The sequence below is a fragment of the Serinicoccus sp. JS2-9 genome (genome assembly GCF_059025165.1).
The window spans coordinates 2918600-2943266 of sequence record NZ_CM180091.1 but is presented as its reverse complement, the minus strand read 5'-3'; the positions used below and the strand labels follow the sequence as shown (position 1 = coordinate 2943266).

19 protein-coding genes and 2 pseudogenes are annotated in these 24667 nt (G+C 72.3%); 18 read left to right on the top strand and 3 right to left on the bottom strand.

Going from position 1 to position 24667, the window contains the following annotated elements:
• Window positions 1-60 precede the first annotated feature (60 nt).
• The 7 genes and pseudogenes from AC5PYY_RS14215 to AC5PYY_RS14185 all read left to right on the top strand — a co-directional run bounded on the left by AC5PYY_RS14215 (window position 61) and on the right by AC5PYY_RS14185 (window position 8987).
• A complete protein-coding gene (locus AC5PYY_RS14215; RefSeq protein ID WP_493897445.1) occupies window positions 61-1674 on the top strand; it encodes a M20/M25/M40 family metallo-hydrolase in 1614 nt (537 codons plus the stop codon).
• A 109-nt stretch (window positions 1675-1783) separates the two neighbouring features.
• Window positions 1784-2377 (top strand): annotated as a pseudogene (gene larC, locus AC5PYY_RS14210) (nickel pincer cofactor biosynthesis protein LarC); the annotation flags it as partial.
• Window positions 2284-3531, top strand: a complete 1248-nt coding sequence (gene uidA / locus AC5PYY_RS14205) for a beta-glucuronidase (RefSeq protein WP_493899386.1) — start codon at window positions 2284-2286, stop codon at window positions 3529-3531. The pseudogene larC and the gene uidA, both read left to right, overlap by 94 nt.
• Before the next feature lie 131 nt (window positions 3532-3662).
• Window positions 3663-4916: a cysteine desulfurase-like protein gene (locus AC5PYY_RS14200; RefSeq protein ID WP_493897444.1), complete on the top strand. Its 1254-nt coding sequence runs from the start codon at window positions 3663-3665 to the stop codon at window positions 4914-4916.
• A gap of 189 nt (window positions 4917-5105) precedes the next feature.
• Window positions 5106-6941 (top strand): proline--tRNA ligase, encoded by a 1836-nt coding sequence (locus AC5PYY_RS14195; protein ID WP_493897443.1) that lies wholly within the window; start codon window positions 5106-5108, stop codon window positions 6939-6941.
• A 14-nt stretch (window positions 6942-6955) separates the two neighbouring features.
• A complete protein-coding gene (locus AC5PYY_RS14190) occupies window positions 6956-7750 on the top strand; it encodes a TSUP family transporter (RefSeq protein WP_493897442.1) in 795 nt (264 codons plus the stop codon).
• A 25-nt stretch (window positions 7751-7775) separates the two neighbouring features.
• Entirely contained in the window at window positions 7776-8987 is a 1212-nt protein-coding gene (locus tag AC5PYY_RS14185) for an MFS transporter (protein WP_493897441.1), read from the top strand.
• Here the strand turns inward: AC5PYY_RS14185 and AC5PYY_RS14180 are convergent.
• The gene (locus tag AC5PYY_RS14180) at window positions 8965-10281 is read right to left on the bottom strand and encodes a CapA family protein (RefSeq protein ID WP_493897440.1); all 1317 of its coding nucleotides are present in this window, start codon (window positions 10279-10281) and stop codon (window positions 8965-8967) included. The genes AC5PYY_RS14185 and AC5PYY_RS14180 overlap by 23 nt on opposite strands.
• Window positions 10282-10361: 80 nt before the next feature.
• On the bottom strand, window positions 10362-12335 hold the full coding sequence (locus AC5PYY_RS14175) for a thioredoxin domain-containing protein (protein ID WP_493897439.1): 1974 nt from the start codon (window positions 12333-12335) through the stop codon (window positions 10362-10364).
• Between the two features lie 81 nt (window positions 12336-12416).
• On the opposite strand from AC5PYY_RS14175, the gene AC5PYY_RS14170 reads away from it, so the two are divergent.
• Both AC5PYY_RS14170 and AC5PYY_RS14165 read left to right on the top strand, forming a co-directional pair.
• Window positions 12417-12863, top strand: a complete 447-nt coding sequence (locus AC5PYY_RS14170) for a hypothetical protein (protein WP_493897438.1) — start codon at window positions 12417-12419, stop codon at window positions 12861-12863.
• Entirely contained in the window at window positions 12851-13033 is a 183-nt protein-coding gene (locus AC5PYY_RS14165; protein ID WP_493897437.1) for a hypothetical protein, read from the top strand. Before AC5PYY_RS14170 ends, AC5PYY_RS14165 begins: the two co-directional genes overlap by 13 nt.
• Before the next feature lie 9 nt (window positions 13034-13042).
• Here the strand turns inward: AC5PYY_RS14165 and AC5PYY_RS14160 are convergent, their stop codons facing one another.
• Window positions 13043-14038, bottom strand: a complete 996-nt coding sequence (locus tag AC5PYY_RS14160) for a DUF4439 domain-containing protein (protein WP_493897436.1) — start codon at window positions 14036-14038, stop codon at window positions 13043-13045.
• 142 nt (window positions 14039-14180) lie between these two features.
• Here AC5PYY_RS14160 and rimP point away from each other — a divergent pair, with 142 nt between their 5' ends.
• The 9 genes and pseudogenes from rimP (at window position 14181) to AC5PYY_RS14115 (ending at window position 24649) form a co-directional block, all read left to right on the top strand.
• Window positions 14181-14690, top strand: coding sequence for a ribosome maturation factor RimP (rimP, locus tag AC5PYY_RS14155; protein WP_493897435.1), 510 nt, complete (start codon window positions 14181-14183; stop codon window positions 14688-14690).
• The gene (nusA, locus tag AC5PYY_RS14150; protein ID WP_493897434.1) at window positions 14690-15754 is read left to right on the top strand and encodes a transcription termination factor NusA; all 1065 of its coding nucleotides are present in this window, start codon (window positions 14690-14692) and stop codon (window positions 15752-15754) included. The genes rimP and nusA overlap by 1 nt, the downstream gene beginning before the upstream one ends.
• 1 nt (window position 15755) lies before the next feature.
• Window positions 15756-16058: a YlxR family protein gene (locus AC5PYY_RS14145; protein ID WP_493897433.1), complete on the top strand. Its 303-nt coding sequence runs from the start codon at window positions 15756-15758 to the stop codon at window positions 16056-16058.
• A 196-nt stretch (window positions 16059-16254) separates the two neighbouring features.
• On the top strand, window positions 16255-19071 hold the full coding sequence (gene infB, locus AC5PYY_RS14140) for a translation initiation factor IF-2 (protein ID WP_493897432.1): 2817 nt from the start codon (window positions 16255-16257) through the stop codon (window positions 19069-19071).
• 135 nt (window positions 19072-19206) lie between these two features.
• On the top strand, window positions 19207-19674 hold the full coding sequence (gene rbfA, locus AC5PYY_RS14135; protein ID WP_493897431.1) for a 30S ribosome-binding factor RbfA: 468 nt from the start codon (window positions 19207-19209) through the stop codon (window positions 19672-19674).
• 3 nt (window positions 19675-19677) lie between these two features.
• On the top strand, window positions 19678-20631 hold the full coding sequence (gene truB, locus AC5PYY_RS14130; RefSeq protein WP_493897430.1) for a tRNA pseudouridine(55) synthase TruB: 954 nt from the start codon (window positions 19678-19680) through the stop codon (window positions 20629-20631).
• A 9-nt stretch (window positions 20632-20640) separates the two neighbouring features.
• The gene (locus AC5PYY_RS14125) at window positions 20641-21612 is read left to right on the top strand and encodes a bifunctional riboflavin kinase/FAD synthetase (protein WP_493897429.1); all 972 of its coding nucleotides are present in this window, start codon (window positions 20641-20643) and stop codon (window positions 21610-21612) included.
• A 13-nt stretch (window positions 21613-21625) separates the two neighbouring features.
• Window positions 21626-22777: pseudogene (gene rodA, locus AC5PYY_RS14120) on the top strand (rod shape-determining protein RodA).
• Between the two features lie 69 nt (window positions 22778-22846).
• Window positions 22847-24649, top strand: coding sequence for an AMP-dependent synthetase/ligase (locus AC5PYY_RS14115; RefSeq protein WP_493897428.1), 1803 nt, complete (start codon window positions 22847-22849; stop codon window positions 24647-24649).
• Window positions 24650-24667 lie beyond the last annotated feature (18 nt).

The following is a 24667-nucleotide window of genomic DNA, read 5'->3' as shown; positions in this document are numbered from 1 at the left end:
CGTTACGTTGACGCCAAGCGGCAGCCCAGCCGCGACGAGAGAGTGACGAAGGAGTCCTCCATGTTCAACAGCAGTCATCGGCGTGCCCTCGGAGTGGCCGCCGCCGCAGCCCTCGTGGGCTCCGGACTGGCCGCGGTGCCGGCACTCGCGGCGCCGCCGTCGGACCGGCCGACGGAGCGCCAGTGCCAGACCCGTGCCAACAAGACCTTCGAGAACTTCCTCGAGTGCGTGACGCTCGAGGGTGCGATGGAGCACCTCGAGGCCTTCCAGCAGATCGCGGACGAGAACGACGGCAACCGGGCCTCCCGCACCTCGGGCTACGACGCCAGCGTCGACTACGTGGCCCAGAAGCTCGAGGCCGCCAACTGGGACGTGGAGGTCGTCCCGTTCTACTACGACGCCCTCGACACCGCGCTGGACCAGCTCGCCCCGGTGCAAGTGGCTCACGCTCACAATCCTGTGACAGGGACCGGTGAGGGAGACGTGACGGCGGACGTGACCGGCGTCGACCTCGCCCTGGCCGAGGACGAGCGCGCTGGCAGCTCGAGCGGCTGCGAGGTGGAGGACTTCGCGGACTTCCCCGAGGGCGACATCGCCCTGGTCCAGCGTGGCGCCTGCTCGTTCGCGAGCAAGGCACTCAATGCCGAGGCCGCCGGAGCCAGTGCCGTCGTCATCTTCAACCAGGGTGACACCGTCGGATCCGGGGACAGGTTCGGGGTGCTCAACGCGACGCTCGGCGGGCCCGATGTGGTCGCCATCCCGGTCGTGGGGACGTCCTTCGACGCGGGCGTGTCGCTGGCCGTGGACGGCTCTACGGCTCGCGTCCAGGTCGACTTCGTCGAAGACGCCGTCGACTACAACGTCATCGCCGAGATGGAGGGTCGCAACGAGGACAACATCGTCATGGCGGGCGCCCACCTCGACAGCGTCACCGTCGGCGCCGGTATCAACGACAACGGCTCCGGCTCGGCCGCCCTGCTCGAGGTCGCCGAGAACATGCGCAAGACCAAGCCGCAGAACACCGTGCGGCTGGCCTGGTGGGGCGCCGAGGAGCTCGGTCTCATCGGCTCCACCCAGTGGGTCAACCAGCGCACCGAGGAGGAGCTCGACGAGATCGCCATGTATCTCAACTTCGACATGGTCGGCTCGCCGAACTACTTCTTCGGGGTCTACGACGCCGACGAGTCCAGCTTCGTGGCTGGGGCGCCCGTCCCCGAGGGCTCGGAGGACATCGAGAAGACCTTCGAGGAGTACTACACGCTGCTGAATGAGCCCTACGACGACTCCGCCTTCAGTGGTCGCAGCGACTACCAGGCCTTCATCAACAATGGCATCCCCTCCAGCGGCCTGTTCACCGGCGCCGAGGTCGTGAAGACCGAGGAGCAGCAGGCGATCTGGGGTGGCGTCGCGGGCGAGTCCTTCGACCAGTGCTACCACCAGGAGTGCGACGACATCGACAACATCGATGCGCACGCCATGGAGGTCAACACCGACGTCATGGCCTATGCCGTCTTCAAGTATGCCGCGTCGACCGAGGGCGTGAACGGTGTGCGGGGTCGCACCGTGCCGGGCAACTTCCAGGTGCCCGAGCCGGCTGGTCCGGAGCACACCTTCGCCGGTCCGCTGGGCGGCGACGCCCCGCACGACCACGACCACGAGGCCGACGAGAGCTGACCGGGTGATCGGTCGGCGTCGCTGACGTCTCCGCCGCGGGCGGTCCACCTCCGGGTGGGCCGCCCGCGGCACGTCCGAGAGCGGTTCTGGAGTCTGACGGGCGTCCTCGGTGAGGCACAGGGGATCGTTCTCGATCGCACCCGAGGTCGTCCGAGCGGCGGTCGCGGTCGGGGCCCAGGACCCCGTCGAGCTCTCCACCCGGCAGGTGGCGCGGGCCGGGCTGGCCGCGACCAAGGTGGTCGTCACCCCGGCAGCGCGCGCTGCCGAGCCGCGTCCCTGGCGCGACCTGGAGGGCAGGCTCGAGCAGGCGCCCCTTGCCGCGCCGGTCCGCGACCTGGCGCGAGCGACCTTCTCCGCCCTGGCGGCCGCCGAGGCGCGCGCCCACGAGGTCGCCGAGGACGACGTGCACTTCCACGAGGTCGGTGCGTGGGACTCTGGCGCCGACGTCGTCGGGGTCGCGGCGGCCCCGCACGACCTGCAGGTCACCAGGGTCACCTGCACCCCCGTCGGCCTGGGGTCGGGCACGGTCGCCGCGGAGCACGGCACCGGGGCGGGTAGCCGCGACACTTCGGGCCGCGCCAACGTCGTGCGTGTGGTGGTGCACGAGCCATCCACCGGACCGGAGCACGGAGAGGCGGGGCGACGGACCGGGGGAGGCCATGGCGAGGAGCGCCTGGTCGAGATCGCGGCCACCGTGGACGACCTCGACCCCCGGGTCTGGCCCGACGTGATCGGCCACCTGCTCGAGGCACCGGCGCCGAGGGTGAGCTCAGCGTGCCGGACGTGCAGCTGTGGCGGCCGGGAGCGGCATACCTGTATGACCTGGAGCTGCAGCTGGTGGCCGGCGAGGGGGTCGAGGTGCTCGACTCCTTCCACCAGCGGGTCGGGGTGCGCACCGTCGCGGTCGAGGGCACCCGCTTCCTCATCAACGGCGAGCCGTTCTACTTCACCGGCTTCGGGATGCACGAGGACCACGTCACCGTGGGCAAGGCGCACCTCGACGCGCTCATGCTGCGCGACTTCGAGCTGCTGGACTGGATCGGGGCGAACTCGTTCCGCACCTCGCACTACCCCTACAGCGAGGACGTGCTCGACTACGCCGACGAGCGGGGCGTCGTCGTCATCGACGAGACCGCCGCGGTGGGGCTCAACATGGGTCTCGGGGGCGGCATCTTCGGCGGGCAGGGCTACACCACGTTCTCGCCGGAGACGGTCAACGACGTGACCAAGGAGGTGCACGCGCAGCACATCCGGGAGCTGATCGCTCGGGACAAGAACCACCCGAGCGTGGTCATCTGGTCGATCGCCAACGAGCCGGAGAGCGAGACCGAGGCGGCCGAGCGCTACGTCGAGCCGCTCTTCGAGGTGGCCCGGGAGGCCGACCCGACCCGGCCGGTGGGCTTCGTCAACGTCATGCTCGCCCCGCACGGACGATGCCGGGTCAGCCAGTTCGCGGACGTCGTCATGCTCAACCGCTACCACGGGTGGCACGTCGCGACCGGTGACCTCGCCGCGGCCGAGGCCGGCTTCATGGCCGAGCTGGAGGGCTGGGCGAGCGAGGGGAAGCCGATCATCATCACGGAGTACGGCGCCGACACGATGCCGGGGTTGCACCAGCTCCCCGCCGAGCCCTGGTCGGAGGAGTACCAGCGCGACTGCCTTGACGTGCAGCACCGGGTCTTCGACGCGATCGACGCGGTCGTCGGCGAGCAGATGTGGAACTTCGCCGACTTCGCCACGACCTCGGGCATCATGCGGGTCGGTGGCAACAAGAAGGGCGCCTTCACCCGGGACCGGCAGCCCAAGGCCGCCGCGCACCTGCTGCGCCAGCGCTGGCTCGGGATGCGCAAGGGCTGAGCCGGGTCCGTCCCGACGACACACCCGTCCGGACCGGCTCATCCGTGCACGTGCGCGGATGAGCCGGTGCTGCTCGGGCGTGTCGTCGGCCGTCGCGTTCACCGGGCGCCGGGTCACCCTAGGCTGGCGGTATGCCGTTCGACGTCACCGCGGTCCGTGCCGAGTTCCCCGCCCTGGACGGGGGAGTGGCCCACTTCGACGGCCCGGGAGGGTCGCAGACGCCGCGCGCCGTCGCCGAGGCGGTGGCCGCGACGCTGCTGAGCTCGATCTCCAACCGGGGCACCGTGACCGCCTCGGAGCGTCGGGCCGAGGACGTCGTGCACGAGGCGCGGTCGGCGATGGGCGACCTGCTCGGGGTCGAGCCTGGCACGGTGGTCTTCGGCCGCAGCATGACCGCGCTCACCATGGACCTCGCCCGCACCCTGGCCCGCCAGCAGGGCTGGGGTCCTGGCGACGAGGTCGTCGTCACCTCGCTCGACCACGACGGCAACATCCGGCCGTGGGTGAACGCCGCGCTCGCGTCCGGGGCGACGGTGCGGTGGGCCGAGATGGACCCCGCCACCGGAGAGCTTCCGGTCGAGGCGGTCCGCGCGGTGCTGTCGGACCGGACCCGGGTGGTCGCGGTGACCGGTGCCGCCAACCTCATCGGGACCCGTCCCGACGTGCCCGCGATCAGTGCTGCTGCCCACGCGGCGGGCGCCCTGGTGCACGTCGATGCCGTGCACCTGGCTGCCCACGACCGGGTGGACGCGGCCGCCCTCGGCGCCGACCTCATCTCCTGCTCGCCCTACAAGTTCTTCGGCCCGCACCTGGGCGTCCAGGCGGGGCGCGGGGACCTGCTGGAGCAGCTGCGCCCGGACAAGCTGCTGCCCTCGACCGACGCCGTGCCGGAGCGCTTCGAGCTGGGCACGCTGCCGTACGAGCTGCTGGCCGGCGCCACGGCGGCGGTGGACGTCATCGCGTCGTGGGGTGATCAGGGCGACCAGGGCGATCGCTGCGGCGAGGACGGCGGCGCCGGTGTGTCCCGCGCCGAGCGCCTCACCAGCGCCTTCGCGGCGATCGAGGAGCATGAGGACGGCCTGCGCCGCCAGGCGGAAGAGGGCCTGGGCGCGATCCCGGGGCTGACCCTCTGGTCACGGGCCGCCCGGCGCACCCCGACGCTGCTCTTCACCGTCGAGGGGGTCGAGCCGGCCGCGATCCACCGGCACCTCGCCACCCTCGACGTCAACGCCCCGGCCTCGCACTTCTACGCCTGGGAGCTCTCCCACCGGCTCGGTCTGGGCGCGACCGGGGGAGTGCGGGTCGGTATGGCTCCCTACACGACCGAAGCCGAGGTCGACCGGCTGGTCGCGGGGGTGGAGCACGCGGTCGCCGCCGCACGCTGACAGGGTGCCGGGAGGAGGCTCGTCGGACCGCGCGGTCGGCCGCGGTCGGTGCCCACCACGCGGAGGATCCGCTCGGCCGGCAAACCCGTCGAGCCGCGCCGGGGGCGACGGGTACCCTCGTACCGCCGGTGCACACCGGCATACCGCATCACACCCCCTGCCCCACCGAAGGAGTGCACCCACGTGGTCATGCGCCTGTCGACCCTGTTCCTGCGGACTCTGCGCGAGGACCCGGCCGACGCCGAGCTGCCCGGGCACAAGCTGCTCGTGCGCGCCGGCTACATCCGGCGCGCCGCCCCGGGTGTCTACTCCTGGCTCCCGCTGGGGCTGAAGGTGCTGCGCAAGGTCGAGGCGATCGTCCGCGACGAGATGGACGCGATCGGCGGGCAGGAGCTGTCCTTCCCCGCGCTGCTGCCCCGCGAGCCCTACGAGGCGAGCGGCCGGTGGACGGAGTACGGCGACAACCTCTTCCGGCTCCAGGACCGCAAGGGCAACGACATGCTGCTCGGCCCCACCCACGAGGAGCTGTTCACCCTCACCGTCAAGGACATGTTCAGCTCCTACAAGGAGCTGCCGCTCACGCTCTACCAGATCCAGACGAAGTACCGCGACGAGGCCCGGCCCCGGGCCGGGCTGCTGCGCGGCCGCGAGTTCATCATGAAGGACTCCTACTCCTTCAACGTCGACGACGCCGGGCTCGAGGAGGCCTACCAGCGGCACCGCGAGGCCTACGTCAGGATCTTCGACCGGCTCGGCTTCGACTACGTCATCGTGCACGCCGACTCCGGCGCCATGGGCGGCTCGGCCAGCGAGGAGTTTCTCGCCGTGAGCCCCGTCGGGGAGGACACCTTCGTGCGCTGCGAGGCCTCCGGGTATGCCGCGAACGTCGAGGCCGTCGTCGTGCCCCAGGCGCCCGCGGTGGACGCGGCGGTCGTCGAGGCGACCCCGGCCGCCCACGTCGAGGAGACCCCCGACAGTCCGACCATCGCGACCCTCGTCGCCCAGGCCGACGCGCTGCACCCGCGCACCGACGGCCGGGCCTGGACCGCGGCCGACACGCTGAAGAACGTCGTCGTCATGCTCGAGCACCCGGACGGGACGACCGAGCCGCTGGCTATCGGCCTGCCCGGTGACCGCGAGGTCGACGCCAAGCGGCTGGAGGCCCAGGTCGCGCCCGCCGCCTGGCGCCCCTTCGAGGAGGCAGACTTCGCCGCGTACCCGATGCTGGCCAAGGGCTACATCGGGCCCGGGGTCCTGGGGGAGAACCGCAGCAGTGGTATTCGCTACCTGCTCGACCCCTCGGTCGCGGAGGGATCGGCCTGGGTCACCGGCGCCGACGAGCACGGCAAGCACGTCTTCGACCTCGTGCTCGGCCGTGACTTCACGGCCGACGGGACGATCCAGGCGGGCGAGATCCGGGAAGGCGACCCCAGCCCCGACGGGGCCGGGCCGCTCACCCTGGCCCGCGGTATCGAGATGGGCCACATCTTCCAGCTCGGCCGGAAGTACGCCGAGGCCCTGGACCTCCGGGTGCTGGACCAGAACGGCAAGCTGGTCACCGTCACGATGGGTTCCTACGGCGTCGGGGTCTCTCGCGCCGTGGCGGCGGTCGCCGAGGCGACCCATGACGAGATCGGTCTGGTCTGGCCCCGCAACCTGGCGCCCGCGGACGTGCACGTCGTCGCGACCGGCAAGGACCAGGCGGTCTTCGACCACGCCGAGGGTCTGGTCGCCGAGCTCGAGGACGCCGGTCTGGAGGTCATCTACGACGACCGGCCCAAGGTCAGCCCGGGCGTGAAGTTCAAGGACGCCGAGCTGCTGGGCGTGCCCACGATCCTCGTCGTGGGGCGCGGGTTGGCGGACGGGGTCTTGGAGGTGAAGGACCGGCGTAGCGGCGACCGCCGCGAGGTCTCCGTCGACGACGCCGTGGCGAGCGTGCTGGCCGAGGTGCGCGGCAGGGACGCCGGCAGTGCTGCCAGGGGTGCCGGCCTCGCTGCCGACGCGGCCGCTCCCGACGGCGCCTGACGGCATACCCGCGCGTGCTGGAGAGCCTCGACCCGGGCGTCCTCGTCTTCCTCGCCCTCGCCGGACTGGCGGCGGGCTTCATCGACGCCGTCGTCGGCGGGGGTGGCCTGGTGCAGCTGCCGGCGCTCCTCGTCGGCCTGCCCGGCGCCACGCCGGTGCAGCTGCTGGCGACCAACAAGGTGGGGTCGATCTGCGGCACCACGGTGAGCTCGATCACCTATTTCCGCCGGATCCGACCTGATGTGCGCACCGCGATCCCGCTCGCGCTGGCGGCCTTCGCGGGCAGTGCCGCGGGCGCGGCGCTCGCCTTCCTCATCAGCAAGGAGGCGTTCAACCCGATCATCCTGGTGGTGCTCGTCGGGGTCGGGGCCTACACGCTGTTCAGGCCCTCGATGGGCCAGATGCAGGCCCTGCGCTTCGGGCACTCCCGGCGCAAGCACGTCGGCACCGCGGTTCTCATCGGGCTCGTCGTGGGCTCCTACGACGGAGCGCTCGGTCCCGGCACCGGCTCCTTCTTCGTCTTCGCCCTGGTGAGCGCCCTGGGTTACGGCTTCCTCGAGGCCAGTGCCAAGGCCAAGCTGGCCAACCTCGCCACCAACCTGGCCGCCCTGGTCGTGTTCGTGCCGCAGGGCGCGGTGCTGTGGCCGGTGGGGTTGCTGCTCGGGGCCGGCAACATCCTCGGTGGCTATCTCGGTGCGCGGGTGGCCGTCGCGCGGGGGAGCGGCTTCGTGCGGGTCGTCTTCGTGGTCATCCTCGCCGCCTTCATCCTCAAGATCGGTGACGACACCTGGCGCCAGTTCTTCGGGTGAGCCCCCAGTGTGTACGATCGTACGCATGAGTTCGTTGTCGCCGCTCGACCAGCGTGCCCTGGCCGCTGTGGCCGGGCAGTTCTTCGTCAACGGCGCGATGACCGCCTCGTTCATCGCCCGGGCACCCCAGATCCGCGACCGGGTGGGGGTCACGGTCGACGAGTTCGGGCTGATCCTGACCCTGGCCGCGGTGGCCGGTCTCGCCGGCAGCCTGGTCGCCGGGCGCGTCGTGCATGCGCTGTCCACGCGGACCGTCCTGATCGCCGGAGCGGTGCTCCTGGTGGGCGCGCTGCTGCTCATCGGGTGGGCGAGGTCGCCTGTCGTGCTGCTGCTCGGCCTCCTGCTCTACCTGTTCGTCGACGTCATGGTCGACATCTCGATGAACCTGCAGGGCTCGTGGATCAGCGCCCGGCGACGCACCCCGGTGATGAACCGGCTGCACGGGCTGTGGAGCCTGGGCACCTTCGCCGGCGGCCTGGGTGCCGTCGCGGCGAACGCGGCGGGCCTGTCCGTCCTCGCGCATCTGGCGCTGGTGGCAGCGGTCATGATCGGGGCGCTGGTCCTCGTCACCCGCCACCTGCTGCGTCAGGACGAGGATGGCCACGCCGACGCCGACGCCGACCTCGACGCGGCGACGGGTCCGGATCGACCGGCTCGGGCGCTGCCCATGCTGCTGCTCACCCTGGCCGGGATGTTCGCCGTCGTCGCCGAGGTCACGGGCGGCGGCTGGGCGGCCTTCCGGCTCACCGACGACTTCGGCGCCGCGGCTGCCGTCGGGAGCCTGGCCTTCGTCGCCTACACCATCGGCATGACCGCCATGCGCTTCGGCGGCGACTGGCTGCAGCAGCGCCTGGGCCGGGTCGGGCTGCACCGGCTCAGCGTCGGCCTGGCGGCGGCGGGCTTCGTCGTCGCGACGTCGATGCCTGCGGCCGGGGCGGCAATCGTCGGCTTCGTGCTCGTCGGGATCGGGGTGGCGACCTTCATGCCGACCCTCTACGACGAAGCGGCACGACTGCCGGGTCGTCGCGGTGCTGGCCTGGGGGCCATGACCGCAGGGATGCGCGTGGCCTACCTCGTCACCCCGGTCGCCGTCGGCACGCTGGCCGGCACGTCCCTGTCCGTGGGGTCGGCGATCGCGATCTTCACCCTGCCGGCCGTGGTCGGTCTCGTGACGGTCGCCGAGGCAGCACGACGCGTGGGCCGGCGTCGCCAGGTCAGCGTCGACCTGCCGGGCTGACGGGCGCGGCTCCGCACCCGCCCATCAGGTCCACGGTCGCGGTGGTGCGCTCCCACGTCTCGGGAGCGGTCTGCTGCGTGGCGAGTCGGATGATGTGGCTCGGGACGATCTCGGGCGAGATCTCGACCCGCGTGGGCTGGTAGCTCAGCGCGGTGGTGACCACGCCGTCGGCGTCGCGGCGCAGGGTGGCGAGCGCGACCATGCCCTCCTGGGTGGCGGGGATGAGGTTGACGTTGGTCTGCGGGCTCTGGTTGGACAGGAAGTTGCCGAGCCCATAGATCACGTGGCGTCCGGACACCTGCTCGCAGGGCTGGATGACGTGGGCGTGGGTGCCGAGGATGAGGTCGACCGCCCCCGACTCCAGCAGGTCGCGCGCGATCCGCGTCTGGTCCTGGGTCGGCTGCGCCTGGTACTCCTGTCCCCAGTGCATCGAGACGACCACGAAGTCGGCCCCCGCGTCCTGCGCGGCGCGCGCCTGCTCCACGATCCCCTCGCTCCCGAGCACCGGCCACGAGGCCTGCTCCAGCCAGGGCGCCTCCTGGGGGATGTCGGTCGTCGGGGTGCCGGAGTTGGGATAGGTGTAGGTGTAGGCCAGGTGGGCGACCCGCGCTGCTGCGCCCCCGTCGCCGGGCTCGACGTCGTAGATCTCCGCCTCCCCGGCACGCGACTGCTCGGCCTGCGGCCCGGCATACCCCATCCCGGCGTCCCGCAGCACCTGCTCGGTCGCGGCGATGCCGGCCACCCCGCGGTCCATCGTGTGGTTGGAGGCGAAGTCGCAGCCGTCGATCCCGGCACCGGCGAGGGCGTCGGCCATCTGGCGGGGCGTGTTGAAGGACAGGGTGTCCGGCACCGACAGGTTGGTGTTGTCCGGGGACAACGGCGTCTCCAGGTGGCACAGGGCCAGGTCGGCCTCGGTGAGCAGGGGAGCGACGTCCGCGAACATGGGGGAGTAGTCGTAGGCACCCTCCGCGCCGCCGGCATACCAGCTCGCCGACCGGTTGAGGGTGGAGTGGGCGAGGATGTCGCCGGTGGCCGCGAGAGTGATCTCCACCGGCCGGGCCGGGTCGTCCGTAGTGAGCGAGCCGGCCGCGGGATCGTCGGACGAGGCCGTCGCGGCGCCGTCCTCAGGGCCGCTGGCACCAGCTCCGTCGCCGGTCGAGTCCGGCGCAGGAGCCGCGGCGGTCCCGGTGGTGCCGCCCTCGGCAGGTAGGTCCTCGCCGGGGGTGCACGCGGGCAGGCTCACCGCGCAGAGGGCGAGGACGATCGCCCCGGCGGTCCGGGCATCCCTGCGCATCGCTCACCTCGTCGTCCGTGCCGACCTCGTGCCGAGCGTCCCGCGGGGAAGTGGGGCACCGCGCGGGAGCAACTCTGCTCTCAGTGTGGCAGGTGGCCCGGTGCGCTGCTCGGCAGACCGCACGTCGTGCCTCGGCAGACGGTGGCCACCCGAGGATCCGCGCTGCCGAGCGCGCGGTCGCCGTCCACCACGAGGACCCCGACCGGGGTGTGCCGGGCCGCCGTGCCGAGGTCGTCGCGCGTCGCGGTGCCGCCCGCCGCCGCGGAGAGCCGGACGGCCACCGGTCCCGCAGCAAGCTCCTCGGCGGCGACGAGTCCCCAGCCCGCAAATCGCGGAGCCTGGCGGATCAGGGGGGCGAGGTGTCGCAGCGCCCCCCGGGCAGCCTCCAGTCGGCCGCTGTCGGTCGCCTGGGCACCGTGTCGGCCGAGGGCTACGACCAGGCTCGACAGCCCGCCCGGTTCGGCGTTGTCGCCGTCGGCGCGGGGTCGGAGCACGAGGCGCTCGGCGTCGTGCCCGGTAGCCGCGAAGCTCCCGGCGTCCTCGCCGAAGAGCTCGACCGCGCGGTCGAGCAGCGCGCCCGCCTCGTCGAGCCACGTGTCCTCGCCGGTCGCGCGGTGCAGCGCCAGCAGCCCGTCGGCCAGGGCGCCGTAGTCCTCGGCGACGGCCAACGCGCGGCCGACCACACCGTCGCGTGAGCTGCGGCGCAGCCGCCCGTCGACGAGGTGCTCGCGGAGCAAGAAGCTGGCACAGCGCGCCGCGAGGTCGATCCAGTCCTCCTCCTCGAACACCCAGCCCGCGTGTGCCAGCGAGGCGACGAGGAGGCCGTTCCAGGCGGTGACGACCTTGTCGTCGCGCGCCGGTTGCGACCGCAGGCTGCGGGTGACGTCGAGGCGTTGCCGGACTCCGGCCCACCAGGCCGGGTCCTCGGGGTCGGTGCGCAGTTGCAGCGTGGACCTGCCGTGCTCGAAGGTCCCCGAGGGCGTCACGCCGAGCAGGGCGGCGGCGCGCTCGCCGTCCTCCGCGCCGAGGGCCTGCCGCAGCTGGTCGGGAGTCCAGACGTAGGTCGCGCCCTCGACCCCGTCGGTGTCGGCGTCGAGCGAGCTGGCGAACGCCTCCTGCTCGGTCCACAGCTCGCGTAGCAGCCACTCCACGGTCTCACGCACCACGCGCTCGGCGAGGGGCCGGGAGCTGGCGTCCGCGCGCGCGAGGTCGGTGTAGACCCCGAGCAGGAGGGCGTTGTCGTAGAGCATCTTCTCGAAGTGGGGCACGACCCAGGCGCGGTCCACGGCATACCGCGCGAACCCTCCACCGATCTGGTCGTAGAGACCCGACCGCGCCATCGCGGCGCAGGTGTCGCGCACCATCCGCAACGCCTGCTCCTCGCCCGTGCGACCGTGGTGCCGCAGCAGGAAGGCGAGCACCATCGACGGCGGGAACTTCGGGGCCCCGCCGAACCCGCCACACTGGGGGTCGTAGTCCGTGGCCAGCCCAGCCACGGCAGCACTCAGATCGACCTCGTCGATCGCGCCGGGCCGGGGAGACCCTGAGCCGGTGCGTCCGGAGGCCCGGTCGTCGGCCTCCCGTAGTGCCGTCACGACCCGGCCGGCACCTTCGCGCAGCCGCGCGGTGTCGGTCCGCCACTGCTCCCCGGCCGCCCGGAGGAGGCGCAGCAGATCCTCGCGCGGCAGGTAGGTGCCGGCCCAGAAGGGCTCCCCCTCCGGAGTGAGCAGACAGGTCATCGGCCACCCTCCCTGGCCCGTGAGTGCGGTGGTGGCCCCCAGGTAGACCGCGTCGACGTCGGGGCGCTCCTCCCGGTCGACCTTGACGGCGACGAAGCCCTCCCGGAGCACCTCGGCGACCTCGTCGTCCTCGAACGACTCGTGCGCCATGACGTGGCACCAGTGGCACGCGGCATACCCCACCGACAGCAGGACCGGCACGTCCCGACGGCGGGCTTCGTCGAAGGCGTCATCGCCCCACTCCCACCAGTCGACCGGGTTGTCGGCGTGCTGGAGCAGATACGGCGAGGTGCTGGCGGAGAGGCGGTTCACCATGGTTCCAGCCTGACATCCGCAGCGCTAGGGTGAGCAGCCCGACCCCGCCCGTGGGGGTCCCCCTGAACCGAGGTGAGCACGATGTCCCAGACCGAGGGTGAGGGCTACCGCGACCGGATGCAGCAGTGGGACGACCGCCACCGGGGGCTGCACGAGGGTGAGTGGAACGACCAGGCACCGCGACGCGACCCCGTCGACGGCGTCGCCTCCTCCCTCGGCTGCGCGGCGGCGGTGACCCTGCTCCTGGCCCCCGTGGTCCTGCTGGCGCTGGCCGGCCTGGCCCTCCTCCAGACGCTGGGGCGGTTCGGTCCCGAGCTGGAGACGGTCGCGGCGACCCTCGGCGCAGCCGATGCGCCATGGCGCGGGGCCGGCCTGGTGGCCGGAGGGGCGCTGGTGCTGCTGCTCGTCCTGCTCGTGGTGCGAGCGCTCCTGGTGCGGGGGTGGCTGCGGGACCCGAGGGCCGGCCGTGCCGGACTCGTCCTCGCCGTCGTCCCACCGACCCTCGCCTGGTCGTCGTGGTCGGACTGACGCTCGCGGTGGCGGTCGCCCTCGTCGCCGCCGGACAGGGACCGGGAGACACCCCGGGCGGGCCGGTGCCCTCGTGGGCGTGGATCGCCGCCGGCGTCGGAGTGCTCGGGTGGACATCGTGGTTCTCGCTGCGCGCGATGCACCGTGCCACCGCTCGGAAGGCCGGTTGACGGGCCGACTCAGGGGAGGGTCATGCCCGGGTAGGCCTCGTCGTCCCGGCCCAAGCGCCGGCCCCAGCGGGTCGCGTCGGCCACTAAGCGGACGAGCGAGGCGTTCTGGTCCTCGGCGTCGCCGGTGCGCGCGGCGACGGAGAGCACCGCGGGGGCGATGTCGCCGACCAGAGCGCGGGCGAGGTCACGTCGCGCACCCGCGCTGGTCAGCGGCTCGGGCAGGTCGTAGCCCAGCGGCGGCACCGGGGCCGCGTCACCGGCGAGCGTGGTGAGGGAGCGCGTCGCCGCCTGCACCGCGGCGAGCACCTGCTCGTAGCGCTCCCGCTCCTCGCCGTTGGACCGGGCTGCCACCACCTCCAGCCCGAAGACGGCGGGCCGGGTCGTGGCGAGCACGGGCACGGCCGCCGCACCGGTGGGGCCCGCGAGCTCGGGCCACTCAGGAGCAGCCCCGAGCAGGCCGGCGCTCACGGCGTGCTGGGCGGCGAGCGACACCAGGACGGCGCGGTGGGTGGCCGTGGAGCGGCCGACCTCTCTGGTGGCGTCGGCGAGATCGTCACGCAGCTCGCGCCCCAGGTCCAGCGGTGGTACGCCGGGGCCCGCGCTGGTGCTGGCCGCACGGTCGCCGCTCGCGGCGCCGGTCGACGCAGCGGGCTCCTGGGTGCTGGTGGTCGCCTCGGGCAGGGCCGTCCCGGAGAGGATGAGCATCTGGTCCAGCCGGTCCTGCTGGGTCGCCCAGAGGTCCTCGAGCAGGCGGGCCGTATCTCGCTGGCCCGAGGACTCCGGGGCCACCTGCCCCAGCCGCTCGCGGTAGCGGACCACCCGGCCGCGCGCCGCCACCAGCAGGTCGGTGTCCGGCGGCGCCGAGGTGGCCGAGGCGTCGCCGGACGGGTCGGGCGACCACGGCGTGCGCAACCGGTCGCCGCTGCACCCCGTCAGCGTCGCCGCGGCCAACGCCAGCCCACCAGCACGCAGCAGGGCGCGGCGCGAGGGAAGGGTGGCAGGCATGACGCCGATCATCGCAGACGGTAAGGTGGGCGGTCCGGTCGGACCGGCCGGGCACCGACGGGTGCCTCCCGCCCGTGACCCACCTCGGACTTCCAGGATGGGTGCCGGTCCGCGTGACAGCAGAAGAGCAGAGGAGCACCGCATGGACGCCCGGGCAGCCGCCGCGACGATCACGGAGCACACCGCACCGGCGCTCGCGGGATCGGGCGTCGTCATCGACGCCGTGACGGTGCAGGAGGCCGGGAGCCGCCGCCTCGTGCGGGTGCTGCTCGCGCGGGACCTCGCCGACCTGTCGGCCGACGACACCACCAGCCCGGTGGAGCCACTGAGCCTGGACGAGGTCTCCGAGGCGACGCGCACCGTCTCGGCCGCGATGGACTCCTGTGCCGTGATGGGGGAGCGGCCCTACACCCTCGAGGTGAGCTCGACGGGGATCGACCGGCCGCTCACCACCGTCGACCAGTTCCGCCGCAACGTCGGGCGCCTGCTCAAGGTCACGCTCGCCGACGGCACCACGACCACGGCGAGGCTGACCTCCGCCGGCGCCGAGGGTCTCGGTCTGGAGGATCGCCCCGCGCCGCTCCCTCTGGAGGACGTGACCAAGGGTCAGGTCCAGGTGGAGTTCGCCCGTCCCGACGGAAAGGACGTCTGATGGACATCGACATGGCTGCGCTGCGCGTGCTGGAGCGGGAGCGCGAGATCCCCATGGACGTCATCGTGGAGGCGATCGAGCAGGCGCTGCTCTCGGCCTACCAGCGGCTGGAGGGCCACGCCCGTCACGCCCGCGTCGAGCTGGACCGCGCGTCGGGGCACGTCACGGTCTGGGCCCGCGAGGAGCCGCCGGTGCTGGAGGACGGCACCCGTGGCGAGGTCGAGGTCGAGTCGCTGCCGGAGTACGACGACACCCCAGAGGGCTTCGGCCGCGTCGCGGCCTCGACGGCACGCCAGGTCATCACGCAGCGGATGCGCGACCTGGAGGACGACGCGGTGCTGGGGGACTTCCGCGCGCGTGAGGGTGATGTCGCCTCGGGCATCATCCAGCAGTCCAACGACTCGCGCTTCGTCAACGTCGACTTCGGCACCGTGGAGGGCGAGCTCCCCGTCGCCGAGCAGGTGCCGGGGGAGCAGTACCAGCACGGTCAGCGGCTGCGGTGCTTCGTGGTGAGCGCGAAGCGGGGAATGCGCGGCCCGCACATCCTGTTGTCCCGCACTCATCCGAACCTCGTCCGACGACTTTTCGCGCTCGAGGTGCCGGAGATCGCCGACGGGACTGTCGAGATCGCGGCCATCGCCCGCGAGGCCGGGCACCGCTCCAAGATCGCGGTCCGCTCGACCGTGCCGGGCGTCAACGCCAAGGGCGCGTGCATCGGTCCGATGGGTCAACGGGTGCGGGCGGTGATGACCGAGCTGCAGGGAGAGAAGATCGACATCGTCGACTACGACGACGACCCGGCCCGCTTCGTCGCGGCGGCACTCTCGCCGGCGAAGGTCATCTCGGCGCGGGTCGTGGACCCGAAGACCAAGCAGGTGCGCGTCGTGGTCCCCGACTACCAGCTCTCGCTGGCGATCGGACGCGAGGGACAGAACGCCCGCCTGGCCAACCGGCTGACCGGGTGGAAGATCGACATTCGGGCGGACACCGAGGAGGAGCACGAGGCCGCTCAGAAGCCGGCCGGCGGCGGGTCCGAGGCGGGGGCCCCGGCGCCCGGCGTGTAGAGTGGAGGGCACTGTCCGGAACCGTCACACTCCCGTGCGGACCTGCGTGGGATGTCGGGGCCGGACGGACCAGACCGCACTGCTGCGGGTCGTCGCGTCCCAGGACGACACCACCGATCGGTGGGTCGTGCTCCCTGATCCGCGCCGACTCCGTCCGGGCCGGGGTGCCTACCTGCACCTCGACCCTCAGTGCCTGTCGTCCGCGCTCGCCCGTCGTGCGTTCGCCCGGGCCCTCCGCCTTCCGGCGGGGAGCCGGCCGGTTGCCGACGCGGTGCAGAGCTGGCTGCAGGAGCAGTGCACGTGACAGACCGGCCAGGTCGACCGACCTGGCCGCAGCAAGGGCGGATCCCTCCAGGATCTGTCATCGAGGACACCGGAAGCGGGTTTGACGCTGATGAGCACCCGATGAGTACTCAGCGATGAGCACCCACCAGCACTAGTCACGGTGGTCCCCTGTGCGGGGCACGGCCGTGGCGCAACCACCAAGGAGACACCACACCGTGCCAAAGCTCAGGGTTTATGAGCTCGCCAAGGAGCTCGGGGTCGAGAGCAAGGAGCTGCTCGCCCACCTGAAGGACCAGGGAGAGTTCGTCCGGTCGGCGTCGTCGACGATCGAACCCCCCGTGGTCCGCAAGATCCGGGAGAACCCGCCGGCCGCCGCCCAGGGCGCCGACGAGAAGAAGAAGGCCCCCGCCACGCCGTCCGGGACGGCAGCCAAGCCGGGCAAGCCGGCCCAGGCCAGCACCTCGGCGCCGCCGACCCCCGGCCCGGCCCGCCCCGGCGCGCCCAAGCCCGGTCCCGCGGCGCCGGCCACGACACCCGAGCAGGCTGCGCCCGAGCAGGCTGCGCCGGAGTCGGCCGCGCCCACGGCGACCCCCGGCCCGGCACCCACCCCGGGTCCCGCCCCGAATCCGGCCGAGCCGGAGGCCCCGGCGGCCAAGGCCACGCCGAAGGCGCCTCGCCCGGCGGCCAAGCCGGGCGCCAAGCCCGGTCCGCGACCGGGCAACAACCCGTTCAGCTCCAACCAGGGGATGGGTCAGTCCCGCGATCGCCGCGGCGGTTCCGGCGGCGACCGGACCGGCAACCCCCGACCCGGCAACAACCCGTTCGCCACGAGCCAGGGCATGCCGCGACCGGGCGGTACCCGTGGTGGTGGCGGCGACCGTCCGGGCGGTCCCCGCCCGGGTGGGCCGCGCCCCGGTGGGCCGCGCCCGAACCCGGGCATGATGCCCGCGCAGGCGGCCGTGCCGCGTCCGGGTGAGCGCCCGACGCGTGGCGGCGGAGGCCGTGGGCGCCCGGGCGGCGGTCCCGGTGGACCCGGTGGCGGCCCCGGCGGCGGTTTCCGTGGCCCCGGTGGCCGTGGTGGCGGTCCGCGCGGCCGCGGTGGCACCCAGGGTGCCTTCGGTCGAGGCGGCGGGAAGGTCCGCGGGCGCAAGTCCAAGCGCGCCAAGCGCCAGGAGTTCGAGCAGATGCAGGCCCCCGCGATCGGCGGTGTCAGCATCCCGCGCGGCAACGGCGCCACCATCACGGTGCGCCGCGGTGCCTCGCTGACCGACTTCGCCGACAAGATCAACGTCGACCCGGCCTCGCTGGTGACGGTGCTCTTCCACCTTGGTGAGATGGCGACCGCGACGCAGTCGCTCGACGAGGACACCTTCGGGGTGCTCGGTGCCGAACTGGACTACAACATCCGCGTCGTGTCGCCGGAGGAGGAGGAGCGCGAGCTGCTCAGCTCCTTCAACATCGACCTGGAGGCCGAGGCGGACGCCGAGTCTGACGACGACCTCGAGGCACGGCCGCCGGTGGTCACCGTCATGGGTCACGTGGACCACGGAAAGACGCGACTGCTGGACGCCATCCGGCAAGCCGACGTCTCCGCCGACGAGGCCGGTGGGATCACCCAGCACATCGGTGCCTACCAGGTGCACACCGAGCACGAGGGTGCCGAGCGCGCGATCACCTTCATCGACACCCCGGGTCACGAGGCGTTCACCGCCATGCGTGCCCGCGGGGCGAAGGTCACCGACATCGCGATCCTCGTGGTCGCCGCGGACGACGGCGTGATGCCGCAGACGATCGAGGCGCTCAACCACGCCCAGGCGGCCGACGTGCCGATCGTCGTGGCGGTCAACAAGATCGACGTCGACGGCGCCGACCCCAACAAGGTCCGCGGCCAGCTGACGGAGTACAACCTCGTGGCTGAGGAGTTCGGCGGCGAGACGATGTTCGTCGACGTGTCGGCGCGCAACCAGCTCAACATCGACGAGCTGCTCGACGCCGTCCTGCTCACCGCGGACGCGGCGCTGGACCTGCGGGCCAACCCTGACAAGGACGCCCGTGGCGTCGCCATCGAGGCCAACCTCGACAAGGGCCGCGGCGCGGTGGCGACCGTGCTGGTCCAGCAGGGCACCCTGCGGGTCGGCGACTCGATCGTCACCGGCTCGAGCCACGGACGCGTGCGGGCCCTGCTCGACGAGCACGGCCACAACGTCGAGGAGGCCACGCCCTCCCGGCCGGTGCAGGTGCTGGGCCTCGACACCGTCGCGCGGGCCGGCGACACCTTCGTGGTGCCGCCGGACGACCGGACGGCCCGGCAGATCGCGGAGAAGCGTGAGGCTGCCGACCGGCAGGCCGCGCTGGCCAAGTCGCGCAAGCGGATCAGCCTGGAGGACCTCAACCAGGCGCTCGCCCAGGGCAAGGTGGAGACGCTCAACCTCATCCTCAAGGGCGACGTGTCCGGTTCGGTGGAGGCGCTGGAGGACGCGCTGCTGCAGATCGACGTAGGCGACGAGGTCGATCTGCGGATCATCGACCGTGGCGTCGGCGCGATCACGATGAACAACATCAACCTCGCGGTCGCGTCCGACGCGATCATCCTGGGCTTCAACGTCCGGGCCGAGGGGCAGAACGCCGACTACGCCGACAAGGAAGGCGTGGAGATCCGCTACTACTCGGTGATCTACCAGGCCATCGAGGACATCGAGAACGCCCTCAAGGGCATGCTCAAGCCGGAGTACGAAGAGGTCGAGACCGGCAGCGCCGAGATCCGGGAGATCTTCCGCAGCTCCAAGTTCGGCAACGTCGCGGGTGCCCTCGTGCGCGGCGGCGAGATCCGGCGCGGCGCCAAGGCCCGCATCACCCGGGACGGCGTCGTCGTCACCGAGGGCCTGGAGATCGCCGGCCTGCGTCGGTTCAAGGACGACGTCACCGAGGTCCGCGAGGGCTTCGAGTGCGGTATCAACCTGGGGTCGTTCAACGACATCCAGCCGGACGACGTCATCACCACCTACGAGATGCGGGAGATTCCCCGCACCTGATCCCGGTGAGTCCGACGCGCACGACGCGCCCGTCCTCGAGGCCGGGCGCGTCGTGCCGTCTCCGGGTGAGGCCGCACCGTCCGTAGGATGGGCGGGCTCACGACGCACCACGATCCACCGACCCGAGGAGGACCCATGGCCGACCAGGCACGTGCCCGCAGGATCGCCGAGCGGACCAAACAGCTCGTGACCCAGGGGCTGTCCCAGGTGGTCAAGGACGAGCGCGTGGGGTTCGTCACGATCACGGACGTCCGCGTGACCGGAGACCTCCAGCACGCCAGCGTCTTCTACACCGTGCTCGGCACCGACGAGGACCGCGAGACCGCCGCCGAGATCCTCGAGGACTACCGCGGCCGCCTGCGCTCGTTCGTCGGCAAGGGGCTGGGGATCCGGCTCACGCCGACCCTGGAGTTCATCCTGGATGCCCTCCCCGAGGACGCCCAGCACATGGACGAGCTGCTGCGGGAGGTGGCCGCCCGCGACGCGGAGCTGGCCGCCGCCCGGCGTGAGACCGGCTACGCCGGCGAGGCCGACCCCTACCGCAAGCCGCGTGAGGTCGCGCCCGACGCCGAGGGCGCCGATCCCGGATCCGGGGAGCGGTGAGCGATGGCTGGTGAGCGGCTGCCCCCGGTCGGGGACGGGCTGCTCGTGGTCGACAAGCCGACCGGGTGGACCAGCCACGACGTCGTCGCCCGGGCCCGCCGCCTCTGCCGCACCCGCAAGGTGGGGCACGCGGGCACGCTGGACCCCATGGCCACCGGCGTCCTGGTGCTCGGCGTCGGGCGGGGCACCAAGCTGCTGACCTTTCTCGTGGGCGCCGAGAAGGACTACGACGCCACCCTTCGCCTGGGGCAGCGCACCGTCACCGACGACGCCGACGGTGAGGTCATCGAGACGCGGGATGCGGCATACCTCGCCGATGACGCCGTGCGTGCCGCGGTCGTGGGGCTGACCGGCCGGCTCGAGCAGGTGCCGAGCGCCGTGAGCGCGATCAAGGTCGACGGACGACGCTCCTACGCGCGGGTGCGCTCGGGGGAGGACGTCGAGCTGGCGCCGCGACCGGTGACCGTCAGCCGCTTCGAGATCGACGACCTGCGTCGCGACCGGCCTGCGGGAGAGGCGGGTCCGACCTACGTCGACCTCGACGTCGGGCTCACGGTCTCCTCGGGCACCTACGTCCGTGCGCTGGCGCGCGACCTCGGGGCCGCCCTCGGCACCGGTGGGCACCTCACCGCGCTGCGCCGCACCCGGGTCGGCGGGATCACCCTCGCGCACGCCGCGACCCTCGACCACCTCACGGAGCTCGCGGCGCAGCAGGACGGCGTGGCATCCCGGCTGGTGGGTCTGGCCGACGCGGCGCGCGCGACGCTCGCGGTCCGCGAGCTGGACGAGCGGGAGGCACGGGCTCTCGGCTACGGACAGCGGATCGACTCGGCGCAGCCCGGGCGACCGGATCCCGTCGCGGCGCTCGCGCCTGACGGACGACTCGTGGCGGTGCTGGACGAGACCGCCGAGCGGGCGCGGGCGCACGTGGTCCTGGCACCCGCCAGCGACAGTTAGAGTGACGCCGTGCATCGCCTCAGCAGCCTCGAGGACGTCCCCGCAGACCTCGGACCGACCGTCGCCACCCTCGGCAACTTCGACGGCGTGCACCGCGGCCACCGGGCGGTGCTCCGCACCGTCACCGACCTGGCTCGCGAGCGGGGCCTGACGTCGGTCGCCGTGACCTTCGACCCCCATCCCGTCGCCGTGCTGCACCCCGAGCGCGCGCCCAAGGAGATCGCCGGGCTGGAGCACCGGCTCGACCTGCTCGAGCAGGCGGGGCTGGACGCCGTGGTGGTCATCGAGTTCACCAAGGAGTATGCGCGCCTGTCGCCCGAGGACTTCGTGGTCGACACCTTCGTGGACGGCCTGCGCGCAGATGTCGTCGTCGTGGGGCAGGACACGCGCTTCGGGCTCAACAACTCCGGTGACGTCGCGACCATGCGTGAGCTGGGGGAGCTGCACGGTTTCGACGTCGTCGTCCAGGACACCGCCGGCGCGCTCGACGGGGGCCTGCGCACCTGGTCCTCCACCGCGCTGCGGCAGGCGCTCGTGGACGGTGACATGGCCGCCGCCCGGGAGATCCTGGACCGGCCGCACCGCGTCGCCGGCGAGGTCGTGCACGGCCACCACCGTGGACGCGAGCTGGGCTACCCCACCGCCAACCTGTCCTTCGAGAGCACGGGGATGGTGCCTGCGGACGGCGTCTACGCCGGGTGGCTCGAGCGGCCCGCGCTGCGTCAGGGCGACGCCGACCGGCGCCTGCCCGCCGCGATCTCGGTCGGCACCAATCCCACCTTCGACGACGTGGAGCAGCGGACGGTCGAGGCCTACGTGCTCGACCGCACCGACCTGGAGCTCTACGGCGAGGTCGTGTGGATCGACTTCATCGAACGCCTGCGGGGCAACGTGCGCTTCGACTCCCTCGAGGAGCTCATGACCCAGATGGCCCACGACGTCGACCGCAGCCGCGACCTGCTCCTCGCCGGGCCGGGCTAGCCGGGGCCGGCCGATGGCGCACGCCGTGCGCGACCGCTACGCCCGCACTGACTGGGCGCCCTTCGTCGCCGGGCTCGGGCTCAGCCTCGTGGGGGCCCTGCTGGTGTGGTCGGCGACACATACCTCGGTGGGGAGTGCGCTCGCGGTGCGGCACCTGGTCAACGCCGCCATCGGGCTGGCGCTCGCCCTCGCCGTCGTGGCGGTGGACGCACGCTGGCTGCGCGCGGTGGCCCCGTGGATCTCCCTGGCCGGGGTCGCCGGGCTGGTGCTGGTGCTGACGCCGCTGGGGCAGACGGTCAACGGCTCACGGTCCTGGCTGTTCCTCCCGGGCGGCTTCTCGCTGCAGCCGGCGGAGCTGGCCAAGATCGGGCTGGTCATCGGGCTGGCGATGATCCTGGCCGAGGGCCGGGACCCCTACGGTCCGCCCGGCTGGCGTGAGGTCGTCCCGGCCTGGCTGCTGGCCGGGCTGCCGATCGGGCTCATCATGCTGCAGCCGGACCTCGGCAGCGCCCTGGTCCTGGGGGTCCTGACGATCGGCGTCGTCGCGACCTCCGGAGCCTCGTGGCGGTGGACGGCGGCGGCGGTCGCCGGCGCGACGGTCGCCGTCATGGCCGCCCTCGCGGTGCCGCTGCTCGATCCCTACCAGGTGAATCGTCTGCTGGCCTTCCGTGACCCCTCCCTCGACCCGGAGGGCATCGGCTACCAGACGCGGCAGGCGCGGCTGGCGATCGGCTCCGGCGGATGGTCCGGAACGGGGCTCGGTGAGGGGCCGCAGACGCAGGGCGGTTTCATCCCCTTCCAGGAGACCGACTTCATCTTCTCCGTGGCCGGTGAGGAGCTGGGGTTCCTGGGGTGCGTCGGGCTGGTGGTGCTGCTCGGCTTCCTCGTGCTGCGGGCCCTCGTGGTGGGGCTGCGCAGCGAGGACCCCTTCGGTCGCCTGGTCGCGGTCGGGGTCGCGTGCTGGTTCGCGTTCTAGACCTTCCAGAACGTGGGCATGAACCTCGGACTCATGCCGGTGACCGGACTTCCGCTGCCCTTCGTCTCCTACGGCGGATCCTCGATGCTCGCCTGCTGGTTGGCCCTCGGTCTGCTGGCCTGCGCGAGCGCTCGAGACCCCGCTCCGGTGCGTCCACCTTGGTACCGCCCCGCAGACCTGCCAAGATGAGCACCCACTGGACATCCGACGTGAGGAGTTGCCGTGGCCAGCCTCGAAGATGAGAAGCCGAACCATGCTGTGATCGATGACCGCGCCGCGAGTGTGGGGCACCTCTTCCGGGACCGTGTCCGAGCCACGCCCGACGCCGATGCCTTCCTCTACCCGGAGGGCGACTCCTGGCCGGCGCTGTCGTGGCAGCAGGCGGGCGACCGTGCCTATGCCCTCGCGGCGGGCCTCATCGAGCTCGGCATTCAGCCGGAGGAGCGGGTGGCGCTGGCGTGCTCCACGCGGTTGGAGTGGGTGCTGACCGATCTGGCCGTCATGTGCGCGGGCGCGGCGACCACGACGATCTATCCCACGACCCTCTCGGACGACGTGGCCTTCATCATCACCGACTCCGGCAGCCGGGTGGTCTTCGCCGAGGACCAGGAGCAGGTGGAGAAGGTCCTGGAGCACCGGGCCGAGCTCGGGGACGTCCTGAAGATCGTCGTCATCGACGGGCCAGGTGACGGGGGCGACGTCCTCTCGCTCGGCGAGCTGGAGGAGCTCGGGCGGGCCCGGCTCGAGGCCGAGGCCGGCGTGGTGGACGCCCGCATCGACCGCCTGACCCCGGACCACCTGGCCACCATCATCTACACCTCCGGCACCACGGGGCGCCCCAAGGGCGTGCGGCTCCCGCACTCGGCGTGGACCTACGAGGGTGCCGCGGTCGACGCGGTGCACATCCTCAGCTCGGAGGACCTGCAGTACCTCTGGTTGCCCCTGGCGCACGTCTTCGCCAAGTGCCTGCTGGTGCTGCCCCTGCAGATCGGCTTCCCCACGGCGGTGGACGGCCGGGTGGACAAGATCGTGGAGAACCTCGCCGTCGTCCAGCCGACCTTCATGGGCGCCGCACCCCGCATCTTCGAGAAGGCCTACGGCCGGATCACCATGATGATGGCCGACGAGGGCGGCGTGAAGGAGAAGCTCTTCGGGTGGGCCAGCGGGGTCGGCACCGAAGTGGCCCAGATCCGCGCCGCAGGCGGTGAGCCGGGCGGGCTGCTCAAGGCCAAGCACACCGTCGCCGACAAGCTGGTCCTCTCCAAGATCCGGGAGCGCTTCGGCGGCCGCATCCGCTTCTTCATCTCCGGCTCCGCCGTCCTCAACCACGACATCGCCCGGTGGTTCGACGCCATGGGACTCACCATCATCGAGGGCTACGGGCTCACCGAGTCCAGCGCGGCCTCCCTGGTCAACCGGCCTACGCCCGGGATGAACAAGATCGGCACGGTGGGTTGGCCGCTGCCCGGCACCGAGGTCCGGGTCGCCGAGGACGGGGAGCTGCTCATGCGTGGACCGGGCATCATGACCGGCTACCACCAGAACGAGGAGGCCACCGCCGAGGTGCTGGACGACGGTTGGCTCGCGACCGGAGACATCGCGGAGATCGACGCCGACGGCTACGTGCGCATCACCGACCGCAAGAAGGACCTGTTCAAGACCTCAGGTGGCAAGTACGTCGCGCCGTCCCGGATCGAGTCCCTCTTCAAGGGGATCTGCCCCTACGCCAGCCAGCTCATCGTCGAGGGTGACGGCCGCAACTTCGTCTCGGCGCTCGTCACGCTCGACCAGGACGCGATCACCGCCTGGGGTGCCAAGAACGGCATGGCCGGTGACTCCTACGCGCAGATCGTCACCTCGGACGCCGCCCGGACGATGGTTCAGGGCCACATCGACCAGCTCAACGCCCAGCTGGCGCGGCACGAGCAGGTCAAGCAGTTCCACATCCTGGACCACGACCTGTCGATCGAGGACGGCGACCTGACGCCCAGCATGAAGCTCAAGCGGCGCACGGTCACCAAGAAGTACAAGGACCAGCTGGACGCCTTCTACACCCAGTGACCCCTGCGGGTGCTGGAC

What these genes read in the sequence shown, in the direction of transcription:
- truB (WP_493897430.1), top strand. Translation starts at nt 19,678, where the DNA reads ATGGCTGGTGAGCGGCTGCCCCCGGTCGGGGACGGGCTGCTCGTGGTC.
- AC5PYY_RS14170 (WP_493897438.1), top strand. Translation starts at nt 12,417, where the DNA reads ATGTCCCAGACCGAGGGTGAGGGCTACCGCGACCGGATGCAGCAGTGG.
- rimP (WP_493897435.1), top strand. Translation starts at nt 14,181, where the DNA reads ATGGACGCCCGGGCAGCCGCCGCGACGATCACGGAGCACACCGCACCG.
- AC5PYY_RS14200 (WP_493897444.1), top strand. Translation starts at nt 3,663, where the DNA reads ATGCCGTTCGACGTCACCGCGGTCCGTGCCGAGTTCCCCGCCCTGGAC.
- AC5PYY_RS14175 (WP_493897439.1), bottom strand. Translation starts at nt 12,335, where the DNA reads ATGGTGAACCGCCTCTCCGCCAGCACCTCGCCGTATCTGCTCCAGCAC.
- AC5PYY_RS14185 (WP_493897441.1), top strand. Translation starts at nt 7,776, where the DNA reads ATGAGTTCGTTGTCGCCGCTCGACCAGCGTGCCCTGGCCGCTGTGGCC.
- rbfA (WP_493897431.1), top strand. Translation starts at nt 19,207, where the DNA reads ATGGCCGACCAGGCACGTGCCCGCAGGATCGCCGAGCGGACCAAACAG.
- AC5PYY_RS14160 (WP_493897436.1), bottom strand. Translation starts at nt 14,038, where the DNA reads ATGCCTGCCACCCTTCCCTCGCGCCGCGCCCTGCTGCGTGCTGGTGGG.
- AC5PYY_RS14195 (WP_493897443.1), top strand. Translation starts at nt 5,106, where the DNA reads ATGCGCCTGTCGACCCTGTTCCTGCGGACTCTGCGCGAGGACCCGGCC.
- nusA (WP_493897434.1), top strand. Translation starts at nt 14,690, where the DNA reads ATGGACATCGACATGGCTGCGCTGCGCGTGCTGGAGCGGGAGCGCGAG.
- AC5PYY_RS14180 (WP_493897440.1), bottom strand. Translation starts at nt 10,281, where the DNA reads ATGCGCAGGGATGCCCGGACCGCCGGGGCGATCGTCCTCGCCCTCTGC.
- AC5PYY_RS14215 (WP_493897445.1), top strand. Translation starts at nt 61, where the DNA reads ATGTTCAACAGCAGTCATCGGCGTGCCCTCGGAGTGGCCGCCGCCGCA.